Source organism: Mycobacterium cajalii (genome assembly GCF_045809005.2).
Taxonomy (GTDB): domain Bacteria; phylum Actinomycetota; class Actinomycetes; order Mycobacteriales; family Mycobacteriaceae; genus Mycobacterium.
Genome location: NZ_CM141436.1, coordinates 1668600 through 1693008 on the forward strand (window position 1 = coordinate 1668600; position 24409 = coordinate 1693008).

The 24409-nt window shown below is 65.9% G+C and carries 20 protein-coding genes, 1 tRNA gene and 3 pseudogenes; 17 read left to right on the top strand and 7 right to left on the bottom strand.

Features of this window, described 5'->3' with window-relative positions:
- The first annotated feature begins 5 nt into the window (after positions 1 to 5).
- The 3 genes from ACJ512_RS08000 to ACJ512_RS08010 all read left to right on the top strand — a co-directional run bounded on the left by ACJ512_RS08000 (position 6) and on the right by ACJ512_RS08010 (position 2200).
- Positions 6 to 746 (top strand): SDR family NAD(P)-dependent oxidoreductase, encoded by a 741-nt coding sequence (locus tag ACJ512_RS08000; RefSeq protein ID WP_407686721.1) that lies wholly within the window; start codon positions 6 to 8, stop codon positions 744 to 746.
- 164 nt (positions 747 to 910) lie between these two features.
- Positions 911 to 2074, top strand: a complete 1164-nt coding sequence (locus ACJ512_RS08005; protein WP_407686757.1) for an MFS transporter — start codon at positions 911 to 913, stop codon at positions 2072 to 2074.
- A gap of 53 nt (positions 2075 to 2127) precedes the next feature.
- Positions 2128 to 2200: transfer RNA gene (locus ACJ512_RS08010), tRNA-Ala, on the top strand.
- A gap of 217 nt (positions 2201 to 2417) precedes the next feature.
- Here ACJ512_RS08010 and ACJ512_RS08015 read toward each other — a convergent pair.
- From ACJ512_RS08015 to ACJ512_RS08025, 3 genes are all read right to left on the bottom strand, one after another.
- Complete coding sequence (locus ACJ512_RS08015) at positions 2418 to 2534, bottom strand: YlcI/YnfO family protein (RefSeq protein WP_407686720.1); 117 nt, start codon at positions 2532 to 2534, stop codon at positions 2418 to 2420.
- Positions 2535 to 2627: 93 nt separating this feature from the next.
- Positions 2628 to 2939, bottom strand: coding sequence for a CopG family antitoxin (locus ACJ512_RS08020; RefSeq protein WP_407686719.1), 312 nt, complete (start codon positions 2937 to 2939; stop codon positions 2628 to 2630).
- Positions 2936 to 3205, bottom strand: coding sequence for a hypothetical protein (locus ACJ512_RS08025; protein ID WP_407686718.1), 270 nt, complete (start codon positions 3203 to 3205; stop codon positions 2936 to 2938). Before ACJ512_RS08025 ends, ACJ512_RS08020 begins: the two co-directional genes overlap by 4 nt.
- Before the next feature lie 417 nt (positions 3206 to 3622).
- Between ACJ512_RS08025 and ACJ512_RS08030 the strand changes: the two genes are divergently transcribed.
- The 10 genes and pseudogenes from ACJ512_RS08030 to ACJ512_RS08075 all read left to right on the top strand — a co-directional run bounded on the left by ACJ512_RS08030 (position 3623) and on the right by ACJ512_RS08075 (position 18629).
- Positions 3623 to 8143 (top strand): AAA domain-containing protein, encoded by a 4521-nt coding sequence (locus tag ACJ512_RS08030; RefSeq protein ID WP_407686717.1) that lies wholly within the window; start codon positions 3623 to 3625, stop codon positions 8141 to 8143.
- A pseudogene (locus tag ACJ512_RS08035) lies at positions 8101 to 8508 on the top strand (transposase); the annotation flags it as partial. The gene ACJ512_RS08030 and the pseudogene ACJ512_RS08035, both read left to right, overlap by 43 nt.
- A 103-nt stretch (positions 8509 to 8611) precedes the next feature.
- Positions 8612 to 9718 (top strand): tyrosine-type recombinase/integrase, encoded by a 1107-nt coding sequence (locus ACJ512_RS08040; RefSeq protein WP_085164402.1) that lies wholly within the window; start codon positions 8612 to 8614, stop codon positions 9716 to 9718.
- Between the two features lie 44 nt (positions 9719 to 9762).
- A complete protein-coding gene (locus ACJ512_RS08045; protein WP_085164404.1) occupies positions 9763 to 11934 on the top strand; it encodes a tyrosine-type recombinase/integrase in 2172 nt (723 codons plus the stop codon).
- A complete protein-coding gene (locus tag ACJ512_RS08050) occupies positions 11924 to 12343 on the top strand; it encodes a DUF6262 family protein (protein ID WP_085164400.1) in 420 nt (139 codons plus the stop codon). The genes ACJ512_RS08045 and ACJ512_RS08050 overlap by 11 nt, the downstream gene beginning before the upstream one ends.
- 98 nt (positions 12344 to 12441) lie before the next feature.
- Positions 12442 to 12667 (top strand): annotated as a pseudogene (locus ACJ512_RS08055) (transposase); the annotation flags it as partial.
- A 514-nt stretch (positions 12668 to 13181) separates the two neighbouring features.
- Positions 13182 to 14555, top strand: coding sequence for a group II intron reverse transcriptase/maturase (gene ltrA, locus ACJ512_RS08060; RefSeq protein ID WP_407689776.1), 1374 nt, complete (start codon positions 13182 to 13184; stop codon positions 14553 to 14555).
- Positions 14556 to 14778: 223 nt separating this feature from the next.
- Positions 14779 to 15765, top strand: coding sequence for an IS630 family transposase (locus ACJ512_RS08065; protein ID WP_461480024.1), 987 nt, complete (start codon positions 14779 to 14781; stop codon positions 15763 to 15765).
- Positions 15766 to 16034: 269 nt separating this feature from the next.
- On the top strand, positions 16035 to 18071 hold the full coding sequence (locus tag ACJ512_RS08070; protein ID WP_407688309.1) for an N-acetylmuramoyl-L-alanine amidase: 2037 nt from the start codon (positions 16035 to 16037) through the stop codon (positions 18069 to 18071).
- A gap of 183 nt (positions 18072 to 18254) precedes the next feature.
- The gene (locus ACJ512_RS08075) at positions 18255 to 18629 is read left to right on the top strand and encodes a DUF488 domain-containing protein (protein WP_407688308.1); all 375 of its coding nucleotides are present in this window, start codon (positions 18255 to 18257) and stop codon (positions 18627 to 18629) included.
- 226 nt (positions 18630 to 18855) lie between these two features.
- On the opposite strand, the gene ACJ512_RS08080 is transcribed toward ACJ512_RS08075, so the two are convergent.
- Positions 18856 to 19047 carry a ferredoxin gene (locus ACJ512_RS08080; RefSeq protein WP_407688307.1) on the bottom strand — a complete coding sequence of 64 codons (192 nt, stop codon included), beginning with the start codon at positions 19045 to 19047 and terminating at the stop codon, positions 18856 to 18858.
- 73 nt (positions 19048 to 19120) lie between these two features.
- On the opposite strand from ACJ512_RS08080, the gene fdxA reads away from it, so the two are divergent.
- Genes fdxA through ACJ512_RS08095 form a run of 3 tightly spaced genes read left to right on the top strand, consistent with a single transcriptional unit; the run spans position 19121 to position 20558 of the window.
- A complete protein-coding gene (gene fdxA / locus ACJ512_RS08085; protein WP_407688306.1) occupies positions 19121 to 19474 on the top strand; it encodes a ferredoxin in 354 nt (117 codons plus the stop codon).
- An 11-nt stretch (positions 19475 to 19485) separates the two neighbouring features.
- Positions 19486 to 20136: a helix-turn-helix transcriptional regulator gene (locus ACJ512_RS08090; protein ID WP_407688312.1), complete on the top strand. Its 651-nt coding sequence runs from the start codon at positions 19486 to 19488 to the stop codon at positions 20134 to 20136.
- Complete coding sequence (locus ACJ512_RS08095) at positions 20133 to 20558, top strand: hypothetical protein (protein WP_407688305.1); 426 nt, start codon at positions 20133 to 20135, stop codon at positions 20556 to 20558. The genes ACJ512_RS08090 and ACJ512_RS08095 overlap by 4 nt, the downstream gene beginning before the upstream one ends.
- Before the next feature lie 13 nt (positions 20559 to 20571).
- On the opposite strand, the gene ACJ512_RS08100 is transcribed toward ACJ512_RS08095, so the two are convergent.
- Complete coding sequence (locus ACJ512_RS08100) at positions 20572 to 20820, bottom strand: hypothetical protein (RefSeq protein WP_407688304.1); 249 nt, start codon at positions 20818 to 20820, stop codon at positions 20572 to 20574.
- Positions 20821 to 20903: 83 nt separating this feature from the next.
- A pseudogene (locus ACJ512_RS08105) lies at positions 20904 to 22753 on the bottom strand (glycogen/starch/alpha-glucan phosphorylase).
- 184 nt (positions 22754 to 22937) lie between these two features.
- Here ACJ512_RS08105 and ACJ512_RS08110 point away from each other — a divergent pair.
- A complete protein-coding gene (locus ACJ512_RS08110) occupies positions 22938 to 23852 on the top strand; it encodes an alpha/beta fold hydrolase (RefSeq protein ID WP_407688303.1) in 915 nt (304 codons plus the stop codon).
- 227 nt (positions 23853 to 24079) lie between these two features.
- Here ACJ512_RS08110 and ACJ512_RS08115 read toward each other — a convergent pair whose 3' ends face one another.
- The gene (locus ACJ512_RS08115) at positions 24080 to 24403 is read right to left on the bottom strand and encodes a DMT family transporter (protein ID WP_407688302.1); all 324 of its coding nucleotides are present in this window, start codon (positions 24401 to 24403) and stop codon (positions 24080 to 24082) included.
- Between the last annotated feature and the right edge of the window lie 6 nt (positions 24404 to 24409).

The following is a 24409-nucleotide window of genomic DNA, read 5'->3' on the forward strand; positions in this document are numbered from 1 at the left end:
CTGGTATGTCGACGTTGCAGGGCAAAGTCGCGCTGGTGACCGGTGCGTCCTCGGGCCTGGGCGCCCAGACGGCACGTCTGTTCTCCCGCCAGGGCGCAACGGTTTTCGGCGTCGGCCGCGACACCGGGCGCCTGGCCGAAGTGTTCGCCGACGTGGCACAGGGCTCGTATGTCTCGGTGGACATCTCGTCGGCGCCGGCCTGCAGCGCGGCCGTCGAGCGGTGCGTCGGCGAGTTCGGCGGACTGGACGTCCTGGTCAACATCGCCGGGCGGCACCAGATGCGCCGGACGGAGTCGATGACCGACGACGACTGGGAGCAGGACCTCGCCGTCAACCTGAACGGGCCGTTCTACCTGTGCCGGGCCGCGCTGCCCCACCTGCTGGAGCGGGGCGGCAACATCGTCAACGTCGCCTCCATCGCCGGCGTCGAGGGCCAGGCCTACTCGGCCGGCTACTGCGCCGCCAAGCACGGGCTGATCGGGCTCACCCGCGCCCTGGCGGTGGAGTACACCGCGGATCGGTTGCGCGTCAACGCGGTGTGCCCGGGCGGCATGCTCACGCCGCAGATCGAGCAGTTCAGCGCCCCGGACAACCCGAACTACGACCTGATCATGCGCACCGCCGCGCCGCGCGGGATGATGCAGCCCCTCGACGTGGCGAACGTGATCGCGTTCCTCGCCGGCGACGCCGCGGCCGCCGTCCACGGTGCCGTCTACCGTGTCGACAACGGTAAGGGCGCCGGCTAGCGGCGGGCATTTGCCGAGGTGCCTGAAACCGCGCGTGGGACGGTGCATAAAGTCATCGGGTGACCTATTCCCTCCGATCCTTACGGCCGGTTTGCCCGGGGGGGCGCGGGTCCCGATCCGCGCGGCTGCCGCGCGAAGTCTGGATCCTCAGTTGGGCCAACATCATGATCGCGCTGGGCTACGGCGTCATTTCGCCGGTGATGCCGTCGTTCGCGCGTACGTTCGGGGTCAGCATCAACGCGGTGACGTTCTTGGTCACCGTGTTCTCGTTGAGCAGGCTGTGTTTCGCTCCGGTCAGCGGCCTGCTGGTGCAGCGGCTGGGGGAGCGGCGCATCTACATCAGCGGTTTGCTGGTCGTGGCGTTGTCGACCGGCGCGTGCGCGTTCTCCCAGACGTACTCGCAACTGCTGTTCTTCCGCGCGGTCAGCGGTGTCGGGTCGACGCTGTTCTACGTCTCGGCGCTGGGCCTGATGATCCACATCAGCCCGGCCGACGCGCGAGGCCGGGTGGCGGGCATTTTCACCACCTCGTTCATGCTGGGCGCGGTCGGCGGACCGGCGGTCGGGGGGCTGACGGCGGGCTGGGGGCTGACGGCTCCGTTCGTGGTCTACGGCGTCGCGCTGCTGGGTGTGGCGGTGGTGCTGTTCTACGGCCTGCGGCATTCGGCGCTGGCCGCGCCCGCGCCGCCGACGCGCTCGAAGGTGACGATGCGGGAGGCGCTGCGGTTCCGCGCGTACTGGTCGTCGTTGCTGTCCAACTTCGCGACCGGATGGTCGGCGTTCGGGCTGCGGGTCGCGCTGGTCCCGCTGTTCGTCTCCGACGTCATGGGCCGGGGCGTCGGCGTCATCGGCGTGGTGCTGGCGGCGTTCGCGGCCGGCAACGCCCTGGCCGTCATCCCCAGCGGCTACCTGTCCGACCGGATGGGTCGGCGCACGCTGCTGATCGCCGGCCTGGCCGCCACCGGGGTCGCGACCGTATCCATGGGGGTCGTGTCGTCGCTGCCGGCGTTCATGGCCGCGGCGTGCCTGTCCGGCACCACGACGGGCATCTTCATGTCACCGATGCAGGCCGCCGTCGCCGACATCCTGGGCAGCGAGGCGCGCGCGGGGACTCCGGTGGCGGCGGTGCAGATGGCGTCGGACCTGGGCGCGATCATCGGCTCGATGACGGTCGGCTGGGTCGCCGAGCGACTGAGCTTCGGCTGGGACTTCGGTCTCAGCGGGCTGGTCCTGCTGATCGCGGCCGCCGGCTGGGTGCTGTCGCCGGAAACGCGGACTGCGACCGGTACGGAGCTTTTGCCGGCGCAGGCGGACGTCGAGCTGGCCTGACCAGCAACTTTGAAGGACGGTTGCCGGTGGTGTAGCTTCGACAGGCACGACTTGGGGCTATGGCGCAGCTGGTAGCGCACCACACTGGCAGTGTGGGGGTCAGGGGTTCGAGTCCCCTTAGCTCCACCGGGAATAATCCGTTTCGGGCACGTCTATTCTTGTTTTCGGCGTCACCTGTCCGCGTCGTCAAATCGCGGTAATTTCGTCGAAATTGATCGGGAACCAGCCGGACACGCTGCGTTCTTGCCGATGATCTGTGCCAGATCGATTGGCGCATAATCAGAAGCGACTGCGAAACCGGACGATGGAGAACGGCCTCTCGGTACTTCATCGACTACGAAACTTAAACCGGATGGCGAAGTTCGTGTTGGACCGCCCGGCGAATCCAGGAGGAGACGGACCGGTCGTCCGCGGCTGCTGCAGCACGTACCCCCTCCGGGAGTTCGGGTGGGAAGCGCAAGGGCGCGGTGGCGCTCAGCCGGCGGCGCGCTGGCCGTTGGGGTTCCTGGTTTTCCGGGCGGGTGTAGAAGTCGTACTCCTTGTCGGAAGTCGTTTAGGAGGCGATTGGTCGGTTGTGCGCCGCGATGAACCGCTCGAGTTCGGCGACCGAAACGACCGCGTTGGGCGATGGGGTCGTCGCCTTCTCGATGACCCACTGCCGCATCAATGTGGACGCTGGGATGCCCAGGGCCGCAGCCTGCGTCCGCACCTTGTCGACCAATGACTGAGGGAGTCGGATCGAGGTGGAGACCATCACCTCGTCGGTGGTGCGGGTGTCCAATTCCGCATCGGCGAACTCGCTGGCTACGTCGGTGTTGTCGTAGTAGTCGCGGAGTTCGTTCAGCTCGTCGTTGTTCATCCTCATCGTCCCTTCTCGCGGAACAGGCGCTTCTCGCCGTCGGTCATGTCGCGCGCGGTGACGACGAAGTCTCGACCGTCGGCGGCCTCGGTGACGACAACCAACAGGTGCCGTCCTTCGTTGCTGGTGCCCAACACCAACGTTGTCCCCTTGCGTCCTGTTGTGCTCAACCGTGGACAGCCGTAGAGCGCCTGCTCTACTTCCGACGGCTGGACACCGTGGCGGGCGATGTGAGCCTCGGAGTCCTCGGTCCACATCACGTCGCCGAACACTTATCCAGCGTACTACGCGCGTAGCACGCTGGGTGGAGCACGACTCCGATCGCCGCGCATGGATCAATGCCACTCCGGGACGACAATCCAAGCGATATCGACCTCCTCGGATTCGAGGACGTCGTCGACGTAGTTCAGGAGATCGTCCTACGCCGCAATCTCGACCCGGTGACTGTCGGCGTGAATGCACCGTGGGGCGGAGGCAAGACAACAGTTCTGGGTAGAGGTATGGCGCAGTCCAGCACTGTCGCCGATGGAGTGACGCGAGCCCCTCACGGCACAGGATCGCCTACGTCTTCGGGGTGGTGCCCAACTTGTCGGACGCGGCGGACATAATCATGGCAAATTGACGCGGGTGACAGACGGCACTTCGTTCGTCACCCGTGGTGTGGATGACTTCGCGAGGGAGTGTGTGCTGTGACTGATGGGCAGGAAACTGACAACGAGCGATTGGTGCGTCGCGCGGTCAACCTGTTCACCTTCCTGAGTCGCACGCAGCAACTGCTAGTCAAGCCGATTCGAACCGTCGACGGTTTCGAGCAAACGATGTGGTTCGACGACCTGCCCGATCACCAGGCGATCCGGTCTGCACACCGGGTCGCCGAACTCGAGGTCGACGCGCCGCTGCTAACTATCGACCGGGTGCCCAAGCTGGACCCGCCTGCGGTGCCCGATGCTCTTACGGCTTGGACAGAAGGTCCACTCGATGACACCGACAAGGAACCCACGCTTCGCGACGCCATCTACCTGGTAGAGCCGGTCCCGGCTGAGCATGAGGACGATGAACCAGACCTGCGGCGCCGCCGTATTGAGTTGTCCGACCACCCCGATATCACCGAGGTATTCGAGGCGTGGCTGAGGGATTGGCGGCTTTGGGCCGAGCAGGAGCGCCGCGATGCTGCGGTGCGGGAGATCTACAAAGACCTCTTTGCGGTGCATCTGAAGTCCACCGACCACAGCGAGGAATTCGAACTGGTGCTCGGGGTGGGCTGCCTCACCTGGCGGCCCGACGACCACCCGCAGGTGTTGCGGCACGTCGCGACAGCACCGGTCGCGATCGGCTTCGATGAGAATTCGGGGCGTCTAACCGTCACTCAGGTGCCGGCCCCCGACGCAGTGTCCATCGAGGTGGACATGCTGGACCCGGCATTGATCTCCAGCCCGTCCAAGCTCGACGAGATCAAAGAGACGGCCGCCGAGTATGACGGGCACCTGCTCGATCAACCGGCGATCGGTGAGATCTGCCGGCGCCTCATCCACCGCCTCGATGCCGATGCCGAGTACGACGAGGACGCCACGACCGCGCCGACTGGGATCAGCCCACGCGGTGCGTTCGCCCCGGCGATGATCCTGCGTCGCCGTACCAACCGTGGCCTGGTGCAGATCTACGAGACGATCGTGGCGCAGATCCGTAAGGCTGGCGAGGTTCCGGCGGGCGTGCTGCCGTTGATAGATCCGGATCGCCAGCCCGAAGCGCCTACCACCGGGGAGGAGCCCGGAGCGGTTGTCACCGTCGATGAGGAAGACTTTCTTCCGCTGCCGGTCAACGACAAACAGCGTGCCATCATCGAGCGGGTCGACGGCCGCGCGCAGACGGTGGTGCAGGGCCCGCCCGGTACCGGAAAGACGCATACTGCAGCGGCTTTGGTCTCACACCTGCTGGCTCAGGGCAAGCGAGTGCTGATCACTGCACACACTGACCGGGCATTGCGGGAGGTCCGGGCCAAGCTGCCCCGGGAGATTCAATCACTGGCGGTCGCCGTCATCGGTCAGTCTCGTTCGGATATGGCCGATCTACGCACAGCGGTGGACAACATCTCTCGTCGCGCCGATGATTTCGACAGCGCCGACTCCCGACGCATCATCGCCAGTCACATCGCCCGGATCGATGATCTGCGTCGTCAGCGCGCAATGATCCGCAACCGGCTGCTGGTGGCCCGGCAGCAGGAGGTGCAGCCGCGCACCGACGGCCCGGCCGAAGGCACCTTGGCCGCGATCGCCTTCGACCATCTGCAACACGAAGCCGACTATGAATGGATCCGGCAGTTCGACGTCGACAAGGACGGGTCGGGCACCTCGGCCTCGACCGAGGAAATCCAGTTGTGGCGCAGCTTGTTACGCAGCCAGGATCTGGCGGTCAACGAAGACGAGGCGACCCGGGCGCTTCCTGAGTCCGTATCGCTCGTCGCACCGCAGGACTTCGCTGCACTGGTTGCAGCCGAGCAGCAGGCCACTGCGCGCAAGGACGGCTACCAGGCTCTCCTTACCCACGATTCGTTCGAGTTCGTCCGGTCCTTGAGCACCGAGCTGCGCGATCAGCTGCGCGGCCGTGTCTCGCAGCTGGCCGAGCGAGCCGTCAACCTTGAACGCCGGGAAGAAGTATGGATGAACGACGCGTTGCGTGACGTGCGCAGCGGTCGTCAGCAGGCCTGGCTGGCGCGTTCGGCGCAGATCAAGTCGTTGGCCGATGCTGCGGGTAGGCTCACGACGCGGATCGGGCCGACAACCCGAGTGGTGGTCGGCGACGGTGACCTCGGAGTGCATCAGCAGACCGCCAAATCACTACTCGCGCATGTGAATTCAGGGGGCGCGATCAAAGTTCGGCCGGACGGCGCGCCAAAGATCGGGGCGTTCACCTCGAAAACGGTCAAGCTCGCCGAACCGTTCTTCGCGACGGTGAAGATCAACGATCTACCGGCGGTCAGCAAGGAGCAGTTGACCACCTTCATCGATTGGGTGGATGCAAGCCGCACCATCGTGGCGATGGATCAGGCGTGGCCGGCCAACGTCGAGATCCCCGACGAAGACACCTTCGACGAAAAACTGCAGTGGCATCTCACTGAAGCCGAGCAACTCGACAAGGTATTGGCCCTGGGCGATCAGCTTGAGGTGGAACGACAGTGGTTCCAGGCCAACAACTTGCCGGTTCCGGACTGGAACAATCTCGAGGATATCCGGCGCTACGCCGACCTGGTCGAGGCAGCGACCGCGGCTGACAACGCCGTGGCCGCCACCTCGCCGATTGAAGTGCTGGCCGGGTACTTGCTGGGGCAGTCCCAGCTGCACAACGCGCCGGCCGTCACCACGCAGTTGTTGACCGCGGTCTCAGATCGCAATGCCGACGGCTACGGCACCGCCTATGAGCGGTTGGCGCACCTGCATCAGGTCGCGAGATCGGTCGCCGAGCGGGACCGGATTGGTGCAGAGTTGGACCGGTCGGCGCCGCTGCTGGCCGCAGCGATCGCCGCCGAACCGGCAGCCGCCCAATGGGATGACTGGCTGGCCGGCTATGCACGGGCCTGGCGCTGGGAGATGACTGGGCGCTGGATCCTGGCTCAGGACAGCGAGGACGTCAACGCCTTGAAGGTGCGTCTGAACGTTATCGAGGACCAGATCCGCAGCGGAGTAGAGTATCTCGCGGCCGAGCGGGCTTGGGGGCATGCGGTGGCCCCGGACCGCATAACTGGCAGTGCGCGGGCCAACCTAACCCAGTACGCCCAGTTGGTGTCCCGGCTGGGTAAGGGCACCGGCAAGTATGCGGCCAAGCAGCGGGCTGGCATCGCCGACGCGATGGACCGCTGCCGGCCCTCGGTGCCGGTGTGGATCATGCCGCTGTACCGGATCGCTGAGCAAATACGCGTCGAGCCGAACCTGTATGACGTGGTAATCGTTGACGAGGCTTCGCAGGCCAGGTTGGAGGCGTCGTTCCTGCAATACCTGGCCCCGAAGATTGTAGTGATCGGTGACGACAAGCAGGTCTCGCCATCCGCGGTGGGTGTGGATCAGCAGGAGCTGCGAAACCTTGCCGCGTTGTATCTGAGCGACGACACGTACAAGGAATCTTGGCTCGATCCCAAGCGCAGCTATTTCGATGAGGCCAATATGCGCTTCGGCGGCCGGATCACATTGACCGAACATCGGCGGTGCGTGCCGGAGATCATCGGCTTTTCCAACCGAATCGCTTACGAGCCGGAGGGCATTCAGCTCGTTCCGGTGCGCCAGTTCGGTGCCGAGCGACTCGACCCGATCAAGGTGGTCTATCTAGAGCAGGCGTACGAGTCGCCGAACAAGACAAATCTGGCCGAGGCTGAAGCGATCGTCGAGCAGATCTGCAAGTGCCTCACCGAACCGCACTACGATGGCGCGACCTTCGGAGTGGTCTCCCTGCTGGGGAAGGAGCAAGCCAAGCTGATCGAGAGCAAGCTACTCGACGCGGTGTCGCCGGAGGAATGGGCGGCCAGGGAACTGCGCTGCGGTGATGCATCGGACTTCCAGGGCTCCGAGCGCGACGTCATGTTCTTATCGATGGTCAAGGCCCCCGAAGCCGATAAACGGATGGGAGTGCTGACCCAGGCCCAGTATGTGCAGCGGTTCAACGTGGCCGCTTCACGGGCGAAAGACCAAATGTGGGTTTATCATTCGATGCCCCGCGAGTCACTCGTAAACACCGAGGACATGCGGTTCCAGCTGCTCGACTACTGCTACGGCGTGGTCAACCGGCTTCACAACGCGGGCGACGGCGCGTTCGCCACCGCGGTAGCCGAGGACGTGCCGGTGCCACCGTTCGACTCGCTGTTTGAGCAGCGGGTATTCAACCGGCTCATCAGCCGGGGCTACACCGTCATGCCGCAAGTCGAGGCCATGGGGTACCGCATCGACATGGTGGTGACAGGCGCCAGCGGTCGTCTGGCCATCGAATGTGACGGCGACTTCTGGCACGGCCCAGAGCAATACCAGGCCGACCTGGCCCGCCAGCGCGATCTGGAACGCTGTGGGTGGAAGTTCTTCCGGATCCGCGAATCGGTGTTCTATGCCGATATGCCCGGTACATTGCATAAGTTGTGGGACACGCTCGACGAGCTGGACATCCGGACTGCCGACTGGATCGATCCCAGTTCTGGCGCGAGTTTTTGGCCTCGTTGCGCGCCCGCGGTTTGAGCGGAGTGCATCTGGTCATCTCCGATGCCCACGCTGGACTCAAAGCTGCTGTGGCACAACAGTTCACCAACTCTTCGTGGCGGCGGTGCCGGGTGCATTTCATGCGGAATCTGCACACCGTGGTCTCGGCCAAACACGCCCCGGCGGTGACCGCGGCGGTCAAGACGATCTTCGCTCACACCGACCCCGAGGAGGTCGCCGACCAGTGGGACCGCGTCGCCGACACCCTCGCGGCGTCGTTTCCGAAGGTGGCCGCCATGCTGGTCGACGCCAAAACCGACGTCCTGGCGTTCACCGCGTTCCCGAAGGCCCATTGGCAGAAAATCTGGTCGAATAATCCGATCGTTATCTTGAGTGCTCCGATCAGCGTCTTTGATGTCCGACACGGGTCTGCGAGAACACCGGTTCTGCCTTGTGGACGTGGTTATCTGCAGCGGTCCAGAAGGCAGAGCTTGCGGAGGTGGCGGAGTGTTTGTGGTGCGGGTGGTCTCGCCGGTGACGTCGCGGGAGTCGTGGACGGTTGTCGGTGACGACGACCGGCCGGTGGCCCCGGTGGAGCGGTATCTGGCGTATCTGACAGGGATCGAACGGTCCCCGAATACGGTCAAGGCGTATGCCCACGATCTGAAGGATTGGTTTGATTTCCTCGCTGGCCGCGAGTTGGAGTGGCAGTCAGCTGGTTTGGAAGATGTCGGGGCATTCGTTGCGTGGCTGCGCGCTCCAGCGCAGGCACGTGATGGCCGGGTTGCGGCGCTGCCGTCGGTGGCACCGGCCTGCGGCGAGTCGACGGTGAACCGGAAGCTGTCGGCATTGGGATCGTTTTATCTGCATGCCGCCCACGACGGGGTCGACGTCGCCGACTTGTTGGCGTCGTGGCAGGTCGGCGGGTCGCGGGGCGGGTGGAAGCCGTTCCTGCATCACATCAGCAAGTCGATGCCGCAGCGGCGGCGGGCGGTGTCGCTGAAGGCGGCCAAGAAGCTGCCGCGGGTACTGACGCCGCAGCAGATGCAGGCGCTGCTGGACGGGTGCGAGCATCTGCGGGACCGGCTGCTGTTGGCGCTGCTTTATGACAGCGGGATGCGGATCGGCGAGGCTCTCGGGTTGCGGCACAACGATATCGCCGCAGCCGAGCGGGAGATCACGGTGGTCCGCCGCGACAACGACAACGGTGCCCGCGCGAAGTCGATCACCACGAGGACGGTTCCGGTGAGCGCGGAGTTGGTGCGGTTGTATGCCGATTATCTGCATGCCGAATACGGTGATCTGGACAGTGATTACGTGTTCGTCAATCTCTGGGGCGGCGCTCCGGGGCGGCCGTGGACCTACGCTGCGGTCTACGACCTGGTGCGCCGGCTGCGGCGCCGGACCGGGGTGGAGTTCGATCCGCACTGGATACGGCATACCGCGGCGACGAGAATGCTGCGCGACGGCATCAGCCTCGAAGTCGTCGCCAAGCTGCTCGGCCATTCCAACGTGACCGTGACCGCCACTACCTACGGGCATCTCACCATCGAAGATGCTCGGGCGGTGCTAGAGAAGGCGGGCTGGTTCGACGGTCGGCAGGTGGCCTGGTGACCGCTCCGGGAGCGGAAGGCCCGCAGAGCCTGCTGGGCGGGCTGATGGCGGTCGTCCGGGCCGAGTTCCGCAGTCAGACATTGATTTTCGAGCCGGATGATCCGGTGTTCGGCGGCGGAGCCTGCCGGGTGGCCGGTTGCGACCGCCATGCTCGTGGACACGGGTTGTGCCTGAATCATCGAGTGCGATGGGTCAAGCAGGGACGCCCGGACCTGGAGGAATTCATCACGCGGACCGACCCGCGGTTACAACGGCAACGACCGAACCAGCCGTGCGCGGTCACCGGCTGCGGATACGGATCCGCGCGCAAAGGCTTGTGTCAGCTGCATGCTCAGCGGTGGGAACGGGCCGGGCGGCCAGACCGCGGGACCTGGATGGCTGATCCTCCGGTGATCAAGCCGCCGCCAGCCGGGGCGAGCTGCCGCATCCGGCACTGTGAGCTTTGGCCGGAGGCGTCGGGGCCGTTCTGTCATTCTCACAACGCGACCTGGCGGGCCAACGGCCGTCCCGAGATCGACACCTTCGCCGCGAGGTTCGACCCCGGCCGGGTCGTGCCCGCCGATCAGTCGATCCAGCTCGGCCAACTGCCGCCGCAGCTGAGACTGGAACTGCAGTACACGTTGCAGCAGCGTCGTGACCGGCGCGTCGGCAAGCTCGCACCGAGCGTCGTCACTCGCGTGGTTCGGCTGCTGGCGGCCTCGTCGGTGGCGTCATTGCTCGACCACGACGAGGACACCTGGCTCACGATCGCCGACGGGACCGTCAACGACAGCCTCGGGCGCGCTCTGCTGCTCTATGCGCGTCGGGCCGTCGCCGATCTGGCCGAGAGCGGCGGCTGGGAAGCCGAATACCCGCGCGATGTCTGGCGGATGCATCGCCTCGGCTTCGACGGCCGCCGCACCCTGCAATTCGACCGGATCACCCAGCCATGGCTGCGGGAGCTGGCCAAGCGCTGGGTCCGGCTGCGGTTGTCGAGCGGACTGGGCTTGGAAGCCGGAGGCGCCCGGGCGGTGGTGGCGATCAGCCGGTTCTCGCGGTTCCTGGCCGCGGTCGGCATCGAGCACATCGAGCAACTCGATCGTCAGCTGCTCGAACGCTATCTGGCAGACCTGGGGCACGAACGCCATCCACAACGCCGCAGCGCCCACATAGGACTGCTGAACGGATTCTTCGTCGCGATCCGTCAACATCGTTGGTACCCAGGGCTTCCCGCCACCGCATTATTCTTCCCCGCCGATCATCCCCGCCGTCTCGACAAGCTGCCACGAGCACTGGCGGAGCAGGTCATGGCCCAGCTCGAACAACCCGCCAACCTCGACCGATTCGACAACCCGTCCTACCGGCTGATCACCGTCATCCTGATGCACTGCGGATTACGTGTGACCGACGCGCTGCGGTTGCGCAGCGACTGCGTCACCACCGACACTGACGGCGCCCCCTATCTGCGCTACTTCAACCACAAGATGCACCGCGACGCCCTGGTGCCGATCGACACCGAACTCGCCGATGCCATAGGGCATCAGCGGCGCCGTAACACCGATCACTGGCCAGGCGGCACACGGATCCTGTTTCCCCGGCCCACCAAGAACATCGACGGCCACCACCCGATCAGCTCCTCGACCTATCGGATGGCCCTGCAGCGCTGGCTCGATGCCTGCGACATCCGCGACGAACACGGCCACCGGGTGCATCTCACGCCGCATCAATGGCGTCATACCCTGGGCACCCGGCTGATCAACCGTGACGTCCCGCAAGAGATCGTCCGCCGGATCCTCGACCACGACTCGCCGCAGATGACCTCCCACTACGCCCGCCTGCACGACGCCACGGTGCGCCGGCACTGGGAAGCCGCCCGAAAGATTGACATCACCGGCCGCACAGTCACCTATGAGTCCGACGGGCCGCTTGCCGACGCTGCCTGGGCGAAACAACGTCTGGCCCGCGCCACCCAAGCCCTGCCCAACGGCTACTGCGGGCTGCCGCTGCAACGATCCTGCCCGCACGCCAACGCCTGTTTGACCTGCCCGATGTTCCTCACGACCAGCGAGTTCCTGCCCCAGCATCACGCGCAGCGGCAGCAGACCCTCGAACTGATCACCGCCGCCGAGGCTCGCGGCCACCAACGCCTGGTCGAGATGAACCGCACCGTGCTCAGCAACCTCGACACCATCATCGACACCCTCGAAACCCCGGAGACGGCCGAACATGCGCTCTGACAACAGCATTCACCTCACCACGGCCGCGAAACAGCGGCACGAACTCACCCGCGCCAAAGCTATCGCTGCCCTGCACGATCTCGACCGCGCCGGGGCCAAGATCACCTTCGAAGCCGTCGCCGATCACGCCGAAGTCTCCCGATCCTGGCTCTACACCCAAACCGACCTCAAAGACGAAATCCGGCGCCTGCGCGCCCGCAACCAGCCCCAACACGCCACCCCGACCCCGGCCCGGCAGCGCGCCAGCGACGACTCGGTGCGCCAGCGCCTCGACCTTGCCCTGCGCCGCAACCGCGAACTGGCCACCGAGAACCAGCAGCTGCGCCGCCAACTCGCCCACGCTCTCGGCCAGCTCCGAGACACCCCACCCCGAACACGTTGCGATCCGATAACAATCGGCCCCTGCTGAACCCACCACCAACGACACCTGTCAGCACGTCGACGACACCGTCCACGACGCGAAACCCCAGTTCAGGCACATGAATCGAAGAACGACTCAAGATAACAGTGGAACGCTTGAACAAGGAAATCAAGTGTCGAGCCGACGTCGTGGAGATCTTCCCCAACCCCGCGGCGTTCCTGCGCCTTAGCCACCGCCGTGGTCATCGAAGCCCACGACGAATGGCAGGTCACCCGCCGCTACCTCTCCGATGTCTCCATGGACGAACTACGCACCGTCATCGCCACCAAACACGCCGCGGCAGCACTTGCCAAACAACACCAAATCACCTAGCGTTCACCATGGTGCGTCCTAGAAGCTGGATCAGGCTTGCGGGTGTAAGTCCCGTCCCGGTAGGCACCGGAGCGCCGGGTAGCAGGCCCCGGTTCGTCGTTGAGAGGCGGCGGGCTAAGCGGGGTGTCGAGAGCCTCTTTGGAGGGAGCAAGTGCGCGGGCCGTAGTGCCGCTAGGCGCGAGTCCTGCAGCCTCGTCAAATGTACAACGGAGGAGCCGAGCCGCTCATGTCACGGCGAAGGCCTATGTCCGTCGAGCCCCGGTCCGGGGTTAGCTCGGCGGGTCCTTCCGGGGTATGGGGAGCGGCACGTGCACACAGTCTGGTTCGGAAGGGGAGAGACCCGTCTGCCTGGCCTGCGTCAGGCAAAGACCAAGGGTATAAGCCGATGGTGAAATCCTTTGGAGGGCAGCGGGAGTCCGAGGGGGTCGTAGTACCGCTGATCGGCGTGAGAGACACGCCGGGAGGGAAGGGCCCCTGCTTTGATCACGCGCGCGAAGCGGGTAAGCATCAGGGCATGACCGAGGTGACTCGGTCCAATTACCCCGGCAAGCCATCGCTTGCTGTAGCCGACGACGAGCCGTTGGTGGCCTCGCCGGTGAAAGTGCAACAACTGCAACGGGTGCTATGGGCTGCGGCCAAGCAGTCTGAGGGTCGGCGTTTCCACGCTCTGTATGACCGTGTCTACAGGGGTGACGTCCTGTGGGAGGCGTGGGAGCGGGTGCGTAAGAACAAAGGTGCGGCCGGGGTGGATCGGATCACCGTGGCTGCGGTGGAGGACTACGGCGTGGACCGCATGTTGCGCGAGTTGCGTCGTGACCTTCGCGAGGGTGTGTATCTTCCCGCGCCAGCCAGGCGTGTGGAGATTCCGAAACCACGAGGTGGTAAGCGGCCGTTGGGGATTCCCACGGTGCGAGATCGGGTGGTCCAGGCGGCGGCCAAGATCGTGTTGGAACCGATTTTCGAGGCGGACTTTTTGTCGTGCTCGTTCGGGTTTCGGCCGAGGCGGTCGGCGGTGATGGCCAAGGAACGCTTGCGGACCGGGTTCATCGAGGGCCAGGTGTTTGTGGTCGAGTTCGATATCGCTAATTTCTTCGGCGAGATTGACCACGACCGGCTGCTCACGCAGGTGGGTAGGCGGGTCTCGGATCGGCGGGTGCTCAAACTGCTGCGGTTGTGGCTGCAAGCAGGAGTGATGGTCGAGGGGGTGACCCAGCGGACGGTCGCGGGCACCCCGCAGGGCGGGGTGATCTCGCCGCTGTTGGCCAATATCTTTCTGCATGTGCTCGACACCGAACTCGCTGCCCGTGGGGTGGGTGAGTTGGTGCGTTACGCCGATGACGGTGTGGTGTTGTGCCGCACGGCGGAACAGGCCGAGCATGCTTTGGCGGCGGTGGGAGAGATCCTGGCGTCGTTGGGGTTGCGGCTGCATCCGGAGAAGACGAAGGTGGTCGATCTGCGGGCAGGGCGTGAGGGCCTGGACTTTCTGGGCTGTCATTTCCGCGCCCGCATGTCGGGACGGTTGTGGGAGCAGAAGCGGGTCATCCGCTACTACTTGCACCGCTGGCCCAGTCAAACGGCTATGGCCCGGTTACGGGCCAAGGTGCGCGACCGCACCGGCCGCAACCGGGTCGGTCTCGATATCCGTGACGTGATCGCGGAGTTGACGCTGATTCTGCGCGGCTGGGGCAACTACTTTCGTACCGGCAATGCCGCCGTTAAGTTCCGCCAGATCGACCGGTACGTGTGTTGGCGGTTGTTTCGCTTGATGGTTAGAAAGCGGGGCCGCAATCTGCGTGCTGGACAAGCTGAGCAGTGGACCGAAGAGTGGTTTAACGGGCACGGCCTGCACCGGCTTCGTGGCACCATCCGTTACCCGAAAGCTGCGTAACCATGTCTAGAAGATCATCGGTAAGCCGTGTGCGGGAAAACCGCACGCACGGATTGAAAGGGGGAAGGGGAAACGGGCTCAACGAGCACCGCGCCCCCGACTACCAATGACTCGTTGATCACTACGCGTTACTAAAACGGTCATTAGTTAGTCGACTTTGTGGTTGAATTATGTTGTGCGAGATGATGATGGCCGCAGGCTCGATCACGGAACGCTTGAAGCGATGAGAATGCGTGCGGTGCAGGCGGTTCTCGATGGCCAGCATCCAGAATCGGTGGCCTTGGCGTTGGGGATGCACCGCAAGACGGTGTACGGGTGGGTGGCCACGTACAACGAAGGGGGTTGGGCGGCACTGAAGGCCAGGCCGGTGCCTGGTCGTGCGCCGAAGCTGACCGATCAGCAGCTGGGCGAGCTCTACGCCTTGGTGGCGGGCAATGACCCGCGCCAGCTGCAGTTCGAGTTCGCGTTGTGGACCCGGGAGATGGTGCGGGAACTGATCAAGCGCCGGTTCGGGGTGTCGTTGGCCGTCACCAGCGTGGGGCGCATCCTGCGGGGTCTGGGTATGTCGGCGCAAAAGCCGCTGTGGCGTGCCTATCAGGCCGATCCGGAGGCGGTCGAACGGTGGAAGCGCGAGGAGTACCCCGACATCGCCAAACTCGCCAAGAAGCGCAAGGCGACGATCTACTTCGCCGACGAGGCCTCGGTGCGCAGCGATTACCACCGGGGCACCACCTGGGCGCCGGTCGGCCAGACCCCGGTCGTGGCGACCACCGGGGCACGGTTCTCGGTGAACATGATCTCGGCGGTCACCGCCAAGGGCACGTTGCGGTTCTCGATCATTGACGGCACCCTGACCGCGGACAAGTTCATCGACTTCTGCAAACGGCTGCTCCACGACGCCGCCGGCCCGGTGTTTTTGATCCTCGACGGGCATCCGGTGCACAAATCAAAAGCCCTGGCCCGCTTCGCAGCATCCACCGACGGCATGCTCACCCTATTTCGGATTCCGGCCTACTCGCCGCAGCTCAACCCCGACGAATGGGTCTGGAAGAACGTCAAGGCCGATCGGGTCGGCCGTTCCGGCATCACCGGGCCCGACCAGTTCAAAACGCTGTGTGTCAACGCCTTACGACGTTTGCAGCGGATGCCCCACCTCATACGCGGCTTCTTCGCCGCCCCAGACCTCGCCTACATCCGGGCCGCAGCATAATGCGTCGACTAACCAATGGTCGGCTTAGTAACCACGCCAGATCCGAAGTCCACCACTCAGCGGGACGCTATCGTTTTTACTCGGATTTTCTGCGCCGGGTTCCTCTTCGGGTTCAACGTCTCTCGCGCCCTAACGCTGCGATTCTGACTTCCAGCGCGTAGAAAGCGTCGGCAAGCAAAGATGTCCGAAAGTCAAGTTCAGTGTCCGATTGTTTTCCGTAGTCGTCACGAAGCTGCCTGAACATTTGTCTGAGTTCCGCGGTCACCGGCGTGGCATTGCTGAGCTCTGCTTTGAGCCATTCATTGACCATTGGCGTCTCCCGCTTCGTGCAGTACTTGACGGTCGCGATGTCAGCGGTGGCCGTGCGCCGGTGCCGTCCACTCTTTGACGACTTCGTCGCGGCCGTGACGGATCTGGACCCGACGATAACCATGGGTCGGTGCGATACGAGAGAAGTGCTTGAACATCTCCTCGGCCTGCTCTGGCGTAAGTGCCTTATCGAAGCGAACCCAGTGCCACTCGTGTTCAACAAGACCGTGGATGAGAAAGACGGACCCGCCCAGGTTGACTTCAAGGGCGAGGTTGGCCACTACGCGAACGGGTGTTTGTGGCGTTCGTTCACCGATCCGGCCAGCTGCAACCAGGCAGTCGGCGAAGCGTTGAAAGTGATTGAGGCAGAACGGGGTCCGGTGCGACGCATGATACCGCAGGCGCCCGTGATGGTGCCCTGGTGGAGTGAGATCCAGCTTTCCTCGGCCATCGTTCCGGCAAGCGGGTTCGGCGGCGTGCGCAACATCGCAGTGCCGTCCTCGGTGTCCGCGCCGGTGCTCGAATTCCACGTGCTCGGTATCGGCGCGACAACCGCGCCCAGTCTGCGGCAGCTTGAAGAACGCGCTCGGAGTTTGGCGCGCGGTATGCGCCACATCGGGTTCATGTCGGAAGGTGATCAACTGGTCGTCAAGGCTGCTGACGGAAACGACGGTCGGTTCGACCGACAGCGTCATCGGCAGCGCTACGATTCCCGTTACTCACCGGCGCGGTTGGCTGCGGCGGGTCGCACGTCAAATAGGGGTGTTGCGAGTTATCGTGTCGCCGTGCGTGATTGGTGCGGGTGCTCGACGGCGGTGTCCCGCCGTAGTGTGCTCAAATACGCTGCGGCTGCACCGCTTGCGCTCGGTTTGGGCACCGGCGCACCCGTGCTGCCAGAGGCGCCCGGCGCGCGGGCTGATACGAGCCTGGTTGCCGAGCTCGGGGCGCCCGGGCGGGCGCTCAACATCATCAGTCGTGGCGAGTGGGGTGCCGACGAGTCAATTCGTGGCCGAGCGCCCGTGTATGACAACGGTATCAAGGCGGGCGTCGTGCACCACACCGCAGGGGTGAACGATTACGGCCGGCAGGATTCGGCGGCGATGGTGCGGTCGATCTACGCCTACCACACCCGCACCCTCGGCTGGCCGGACATCGCCTACAACGCCCTGGTGGACAAGTACGGCCAGGTGTTCGAGGGCCGATTCGGCGGGATGACCAGATCGGTTCACGGCACCCACACCGGCGGGTTCAACCGCAACACCTGGGCGGTGTGCATGATCGGCGATTTCGACGCGGTGGGCCCCACGCCCGTTCAGGTGCGCACCGTCGGGCGCCTGCTCGGGTGGCGTCTCGCCCTGGACGGCGTCGACCCGCTGGGCAGCGTCCCGCTCACCTCGGAGGGGGGTCCGTACACCCGTTTCCCTTCAGGTGCCACCGTGGGCCTGCCGACCATTTTCGCCCACCGCGACGTCAGTGACACCGATTGCCCCGGCCACGTCGGTTACGGCTTGATGGACCAGATCCGCGACATTGCAGCGCGGTTCAACAAGCGCCCCAGCGCCGAGGAGCTGGCGCAGTCGCTGCAGGGCACCGCGATCTATGACCGCTGGCAGGAGATGGGCGGCATGAACAGCGCACTGGGCGCGCCGACGTCACCCGAATCGACCGGGGTGGGAACGACTCGCTACGTCGTCTTCCAGAAGGGGGCGATGTACTGGTCACCGGCCACCGGGGCCCAACCCGTCACCGGCGCCATCTACACCGCATGGGGTGCTTTGGGTTTCGAACACAGTGCGCTGGGACTCCCGACCAGTGCCGAAATCCAGGAGCCCGGGTGGGTCGTCCAGAACTTTCAACACGGCACGCTGAACATGGAGCGTGGCATGCAGGCGGTCGTCAGCGTGATCGACGGTGTCGCCGCTGCGGTGCCGTCGCCGTCGGACACCGAGCCGCCCGTGCAGCTCGAGCGGTTTTCGCCGATGCGCAACCGGGTTTGACGGTCGGCCCGATGCCCGGTGGCGGGCGTCGATGGCCGCGGTGAAAAGTGACCGGCTCCGCGCAGCCCTCGAGAGCGGGAGTTTGTGGTCGGGGCGTGGTCAAAGCTGTTCGGCCCTGGCCGATGGGGCCGCTTTTCAGCGCTTCCCCACTGGACTTACCGATGGGATCGACTGGGGTGAACGATGAGTGGTCATGTTTCCGACCGCAGGGTTTACGACGAGGTTTCGCCGTCCGACGGCGCACGCGTCCTGGTTGACCGGGTCTGGCCACGCGGCATCAAGAAAGAAGCGCTCGATCTGACCGAGTGGCTGCGTGACATTGCGCCCTCGGCCGAGCTACGCAAGTGGTATTCGCATGATCCCAGGAAGTTCGCGGAGTTCCGGCGCCGGTATGTGGCGGAATTGAAGTCGCCGGAACGGTGTACGGATGTCGAGCACCTCAAAGAGATCGCCGACGAGACGGACGTGGTGTTGCTGACGGCCACCCGCGATGTCGAGCACAGTCAGGCGGCCGTCCTGGCGGCATGGCTCGGTGACACGCCCGGTCGCGGTCGCTGATCCGCCAGGCGCGCGTTATGAACCGGTCACCTCGATGATGCCGTGGGCGCCGCGCCCGGCGTCGACCATCGGACCAAGGGGTATCGGCCGGGTTGTGACCAGCACCGCGGACCCCGCGAGCAGCACCATCTCCGCCGAGGCATGGTGGCGCCGGTGTGACCAGCAGGCACCGCGCCGGCCATGCCGGCCGACGTGATCGTCGCGTCCGCACCGGGCCGCAAACCCCCTAGCCTTCGGGGGACAGGGCCGCGCGAGGGCACCCGGCGACGGCCTGCTCGACGAGCGTCTCCTGCTCGGCGGGGACGGGGTCGGTCGTCACCACGGCGTACTCGTCATCATCGAGCTCGAACACTTCCGGTGCGGTCTTCACGCAGACGGCGTTGCCTTCGCAGCGCTCCCGGTTGACGACGAAGCGCATGAGAATCCTTCTAGGGCATAAGGTTTCGCGTCGGGGCTAGTTTCTCTAAACGAGGGTGTATAAACTCTAGGCCATGACATACGTGATTGGGAAGCCCTGTGTTGACGTGATGGACCGGGCGTGCGTCGAGGAATGCCCGGTCGACTGCATCTACGAGGGCGGTCGGGCGCTCTACATCCATCCCGACGAATGCGTGGACTGCGGGGCGTGCGAACCGGTCTGCCCCGTCCAGGCGATCTATTACGAGGACGACCTGCCCGCAGAGCTGCAGCCCTACCAGGCCGACAACGCGGCGTTCTTCTCCGAAACCCTGCCCGGCCGGGACGAGCCCATCGGATCACCCGGCGGGGCGGCCAAGATGGGTCCGCTCGGCGTCGACACACCGCTGGTGGCAGGCCTGCCCAGGCAGGACGCGCCGGGAGCGTGAACACGGTCGGTATGTCACCCGATGGGCAGCCCGATCGCCGTCGTGACGTGCTGCGCGTATTGAAGTCGGCGCCCGCCCCGATGAGCATCAACGCGATCGCCGAAGTGCTGGACGTGCATCCGAACACCGCCCGCTTCCACCTCGACACCCTGGTGAGCGACGGCCGGGTGGAGCATGCCGAGCCCGACGTCAATCGACCCGGACGACCGCCCCTCATGTTCCGTGCCATCGCGCAGATGGACCGCAGCGGTCCGCGCCATTACCGGCTGCTCGCCGAGATACTCGCGGCGGGCCTCGCCGCCGGTGACGCCCCGGGCGCCACGGCGCAAGCCGCGGGCCGTGCATGGGGAACGCAGATGAAAGGCTCGGTGCCCCAGGGAGAAAAGACGGGGGTAGACGAATCGGTCGAACAGCTCGTCGGCGTTCTCGACGAGCTCGGATTCGCGCCCGAGCGTCGCGGCGAGTGGCAAATCGGCTTGCGGCACTGTCCCTTCCTCGAACTCGCCGAGGCCCGGGCCAAGATCGTGTGCCCTGTTCACCTCGGCCTCATGCAAGGAGTGGTGGAGAGCCCGGCGGGGGTGGTGGCCGTCGACCGGCTGGACGCGTTCGTCGAACCGGATCTATGCCTGGCCCACCTGACCCCGCAGGCAGAATCCAGATGAGCACCCAAACATCGATCGTCGTCGCCTTGGCCTTCGTGTGGCTGGGCATGGTGCTTGCCATCTCGTTTCTGGAGGCACCGCTGAAGTTCCGCGCACCCAACGTGACGACGCAGCTCGGACTGGGGATCGGGCGCCTGGTGTTCCGCGCGCTCAACAGCATCGAGGTCGTTTTCGCGCTCGTGATCGCGGCGGTCGTCGTGGCCAGTCCGCCGCCGGCGGGCGCAACCGCGGCATTCGCGACCGCCTGCGCGATGCTCGCCATCCAGTTGATCGCGGTGCGTCTCTTCCTGACCCGACGTTCCGACAAGGTTCTTGCCGGCCGGGACGCACCCCGCTCCCGCGGCCACTACGCCTACGTCGGTCTGGAGGTGGCCAAGGCGGTCGCCCTTGCGGTTGCGGGGACGCTGCTGCTGGCGCTCTGAACCGACGCCCCGCCTACAACTCGCAGCGCTCGTGCGGATCCGGGTCGTAGCAGGTCAAGGTCCCGTAGGGGCAGTGCGGAAGCGCACTCACGCCGGTTTTCCGCCAGCCCTTGCGGAGCAGGTTGCGGGCCAGAAAGCGTGCGGCCGTCCGGCCCTGCGCCGCGTTGTAGGCCGGGCCGGAATGCTCGATGCCGTAGTAGGCGTCGTAGATGTCGTCGGCGAGGCGGTCGATCAGCTCCCTCACTTCCGGTGGCGTGCTCATCCCTCGAGGGTTCCCTGTCGGGTGCGCGCGGAATCGTGCAGGGGGGTGCGCCGGTCTCCGCGTCGACCTGGTATGGGCGGCGGTCAGTCGAGCGTCGCCCAGAACCGGGTCAGGGCCGCCGCGCCGCGCGCCGGGTCTTCCGACATCCACCAATGTCCCAGCCCGTCGAGCACTTCGGTCCGGGCGCCGGCCCGTTCGGCGGCTCGCCGCCGGGTCGCCTCCGAGCCGACGTAGTGGTCCTCGGTGGCAAGGATCGACAGGCCCGGCCACTCGTGGATGCGCTTGACCTGGACATCGAACATCCAGTCCGGGTTCAGCTCGACACCGGTCACCGAGCCGACGTAGGTGGCCAGGCGGGCCTTGTTCGCGCGTTTGATGTCGCGCCACTGCTGGCCGAAGGTGGTGTCGTCGACGAACGGCTCCAGTCCGCGCAGCCGCGACAGGTCCCTGAGCCAGCCGTCGCCGACAGTGCGGTCCAGCAGCTCCCGCAGCCCGGGGTTGGCCAGCGCCAGGAAGCGCCGCGGCGTCACCCCGTTCGTGTTGTTGCTGAACCGCTCCGGCCACAGCTCGTAGAAGTCTTTGAGCACACTGGTTTTCAGCAGGTCCGAGTGCAGCGCGGCGACGCCGTCGATGGCGTGGCTGCCCACGGCCGCCAGGTGCGCCATCCGCACGCACTTGCCGTCGTCCTCGCCGATCAGCGACATCCGGCGCAGCCGGTCCCGGTCGCCGGGGAACCGGGCGCGCACCTCGTCGAGGAAGCGGTGGTTGATGTCGTAGACGATCTCGAGGTGGCGCGGCAGCGACTCGGCGAACATCGCCAGCGGCCAGGTCTCCGGCGCCTGCGGCAGCAGGGTGTGGTTGGTGTAGCCGAACGTCGCGACCGTGATGCCCCACGCGTCGTCCCAGTCGAGATGGCGCTCGTCGACCAGCAGCCGCATCAGCTCGGCGACGGCGATCGACGGATGGGTGTCGTTGAGCTGCAGGGCGAACCGCTGGGGGAGAAGTACTGCTGCAGCAGGCGCAGCCGCTTGCCCACGTCCGGCTCGTCGTTGGGGTAGAGCACCTTGGTGACCGTCTCCGAGGTGACCTCGTCCTCGACCGCCTTGTAGTAGTCGCCGGTGTTGAAGGCTTCCAGCGCAAAGGATTTGACGGCGCGCGCGCTCCACAGCGTCAGCACGTTGCAGGTGTTGACGCCGTAGCCCTGGATCGGGGTGTCGTAGGCGACGCCCTTGAGCACCCGCCCCGGCACCCACCGCACGCGCTCGTGGCCGGCCTCGTCGGTGTAGTGCTCGGCGTAGCCGCCCCACTTCACCAGATAGTTGATGTCGAGTTTGGCTATCTCCCAAGGGTTTCCGGTGTCGAGCCAGTTGTCGGTCTGCTCGACCTGCCAGCCGTCGCGGATCTCCTGGTCGAAGATGCCGAACTCGTAGCGGATGCCGTAGCCGATCGCCGGACGCTCGAGGGTGGCCAGCGAGTCCAGGTAGCACGCGGCGAGGCGGCCGAGGCCGCCGTTGCCCAGCCCCGGTTCCTCCTCGCAGGCCAGCACCGTGTCCAGGTTCTGGCCCATCGCCGCCAGCGCGGTCTTGGCCGCCCGCTCCATGCCCAGGTTCAGCAGGTTGTTGCCGAGCTGCGGGCCCATCAGGAACTCGGCCGACAGGTAACAGGTCACCTTGCGGCCCAGGTCGAGCATGGTCTGCATCGAGGCCACCCGGCGGTCCTGCATGCGGTCACGCACGGCCAGCGCCAGCGCCCGGTAGTAGTGCTCGGGGCGCAGGGCCGCGGCCGGCCGCCCGATCGAGTAGCGCAGGTGATCGGTGATCGCCCGCTGCAGCGCGGCCGCGCCCATCCCGGTGCGGGAGTGCTCGACCAGGTCGGCCCTCGTGGGGCTGCTCGGGGAGATTCCGTCGGAGGGCGGCTGGCCGAGATCGGTCATCTGTGTCCTACTCCCTAGCGCATCGGCAGGCCGTCAGTGTGGCAGCGGTGCCTGCACACCAGGCGCGCAATGGACGTCCACCATGTGAACGCGTGGCCACGCGCGTGTGACGGTCCGGCGTTCGGGCCGGGCCGGCGGCCGCTATTCTGGCGTCGCGATCGACCGGCGAAGGAGCCCGCGCGCCATGACCATTCCCGGACACCCGCTGCGCTTCGACGTCAGCGAGGCGATCGGGGAGGACGCCTCGCTGGCCGCGACGTACTACCCGGCACGCGCCGGTGCCGGCGCGGTGCTGGTCTGCCTGCCCGGGGGCACCTACAGCCGCGCGTACTGGGATCTCGACATCCCGGGGCGCCCCGGTTACAGCTTCGCCGAGTTCGCCACCGGGCAGGGTCATGGCGTCGTGACGATAGACCCGTTGGGGACCGGTGAAAGTTCCAAGCCCGCAAGAGTTTTCGGCTTCGCCGACATCGCCGCCGCGCTCGATCGCGCCGTCGCGGCGATCCCCGGCGTGACCGGCGTGCACGCACCACCCGTGGCGCTGGCGCATTCACTGGGCGGCTACCTGGCGATCACCCAGCAGTCCCTGTATTCCAGCTACGCCGCGCTGGCGGTGCTCGGGTGCACCAACCAGCACGTCGCGCCGTTGAACCTGGACGCCGGGTTCATCGCCCGGGCCGCCACCCCGCACGGTCGTGCCGAACTCGCCGAAGAGATCCTGTCCGCCCTGCCGGAACCCTATTTCGAAGGTCCCCGCGAACACCTGCAGAGCTGGTTTCACCTGCCCGACGTTCCCGCCGACGTCGTGGCGGCCGACTGCGTCACCGCGAAATCGGTGGTACCGCGCGCCTTCGGCACCGCCTTGATTCCCGGCGTCGTCGCCGAGCACGCGGCCCGGATCGAGGCGCCGGTGTTCGTCGGGTACGGCGCGGTGGACGTCTCGCCGGACCCCCGGGCCGAGGCCGGCCTGTACCGCAGCAGCCGCGACATCACCACGCTGGTGCTGGACGACTGCGCGCATTGCCACAACATGGCGTCGGGCCGGCACCGGCTGTGGCGGCGGCTGCTCGCCTGGGTGGGGACGGTCACCGGGGAGTGATGCGGCCGGTGGCGCCGCCGTCCCGGGTGATCAATCCGAAAGCCGCGAGCCGGGCTTGGCTTTCTTCTCCGCGTACATCAACTCGTCGGCGCGCGCGAGCAGTTCGTCCACGGTGGGGCAGTCGGCGGCGCGGAAGGCCGGCATGCAGCCGCGGACCCCCGCCGGATGGCCCAGCTTACCTGATCGGGTTGTGCCGGTAGCAGTTTCGCTGTGCGCGGATACGGCGCTCAGTGGGCACCGGAGAGGTTCAGCGTGACGACGCCTGCGATGATCAGGCCGACCCCGACGACCTTGGCGACGGACAGGGGAGAGCCGAGGAACAGGACGGCGATCAGCACGATCGCGGCCGTCCCGATCGCCGACCACAGCGCGTAGGCCACGTCCGTCTGCATACCCCGCGAGATCGACAGCGCCAGCAGCGCGAACGCCACCGCGTACCCGGCCAGGCACACGACGGTCGGCCAGGGCCGGCTGAAGCCCTCGGTGCTCTTGAGCAGGCTGGTCGCCACCACCTCGGCGAAGATCGCGCAGATGAGGAGCAGATAGCTCACGTCGCC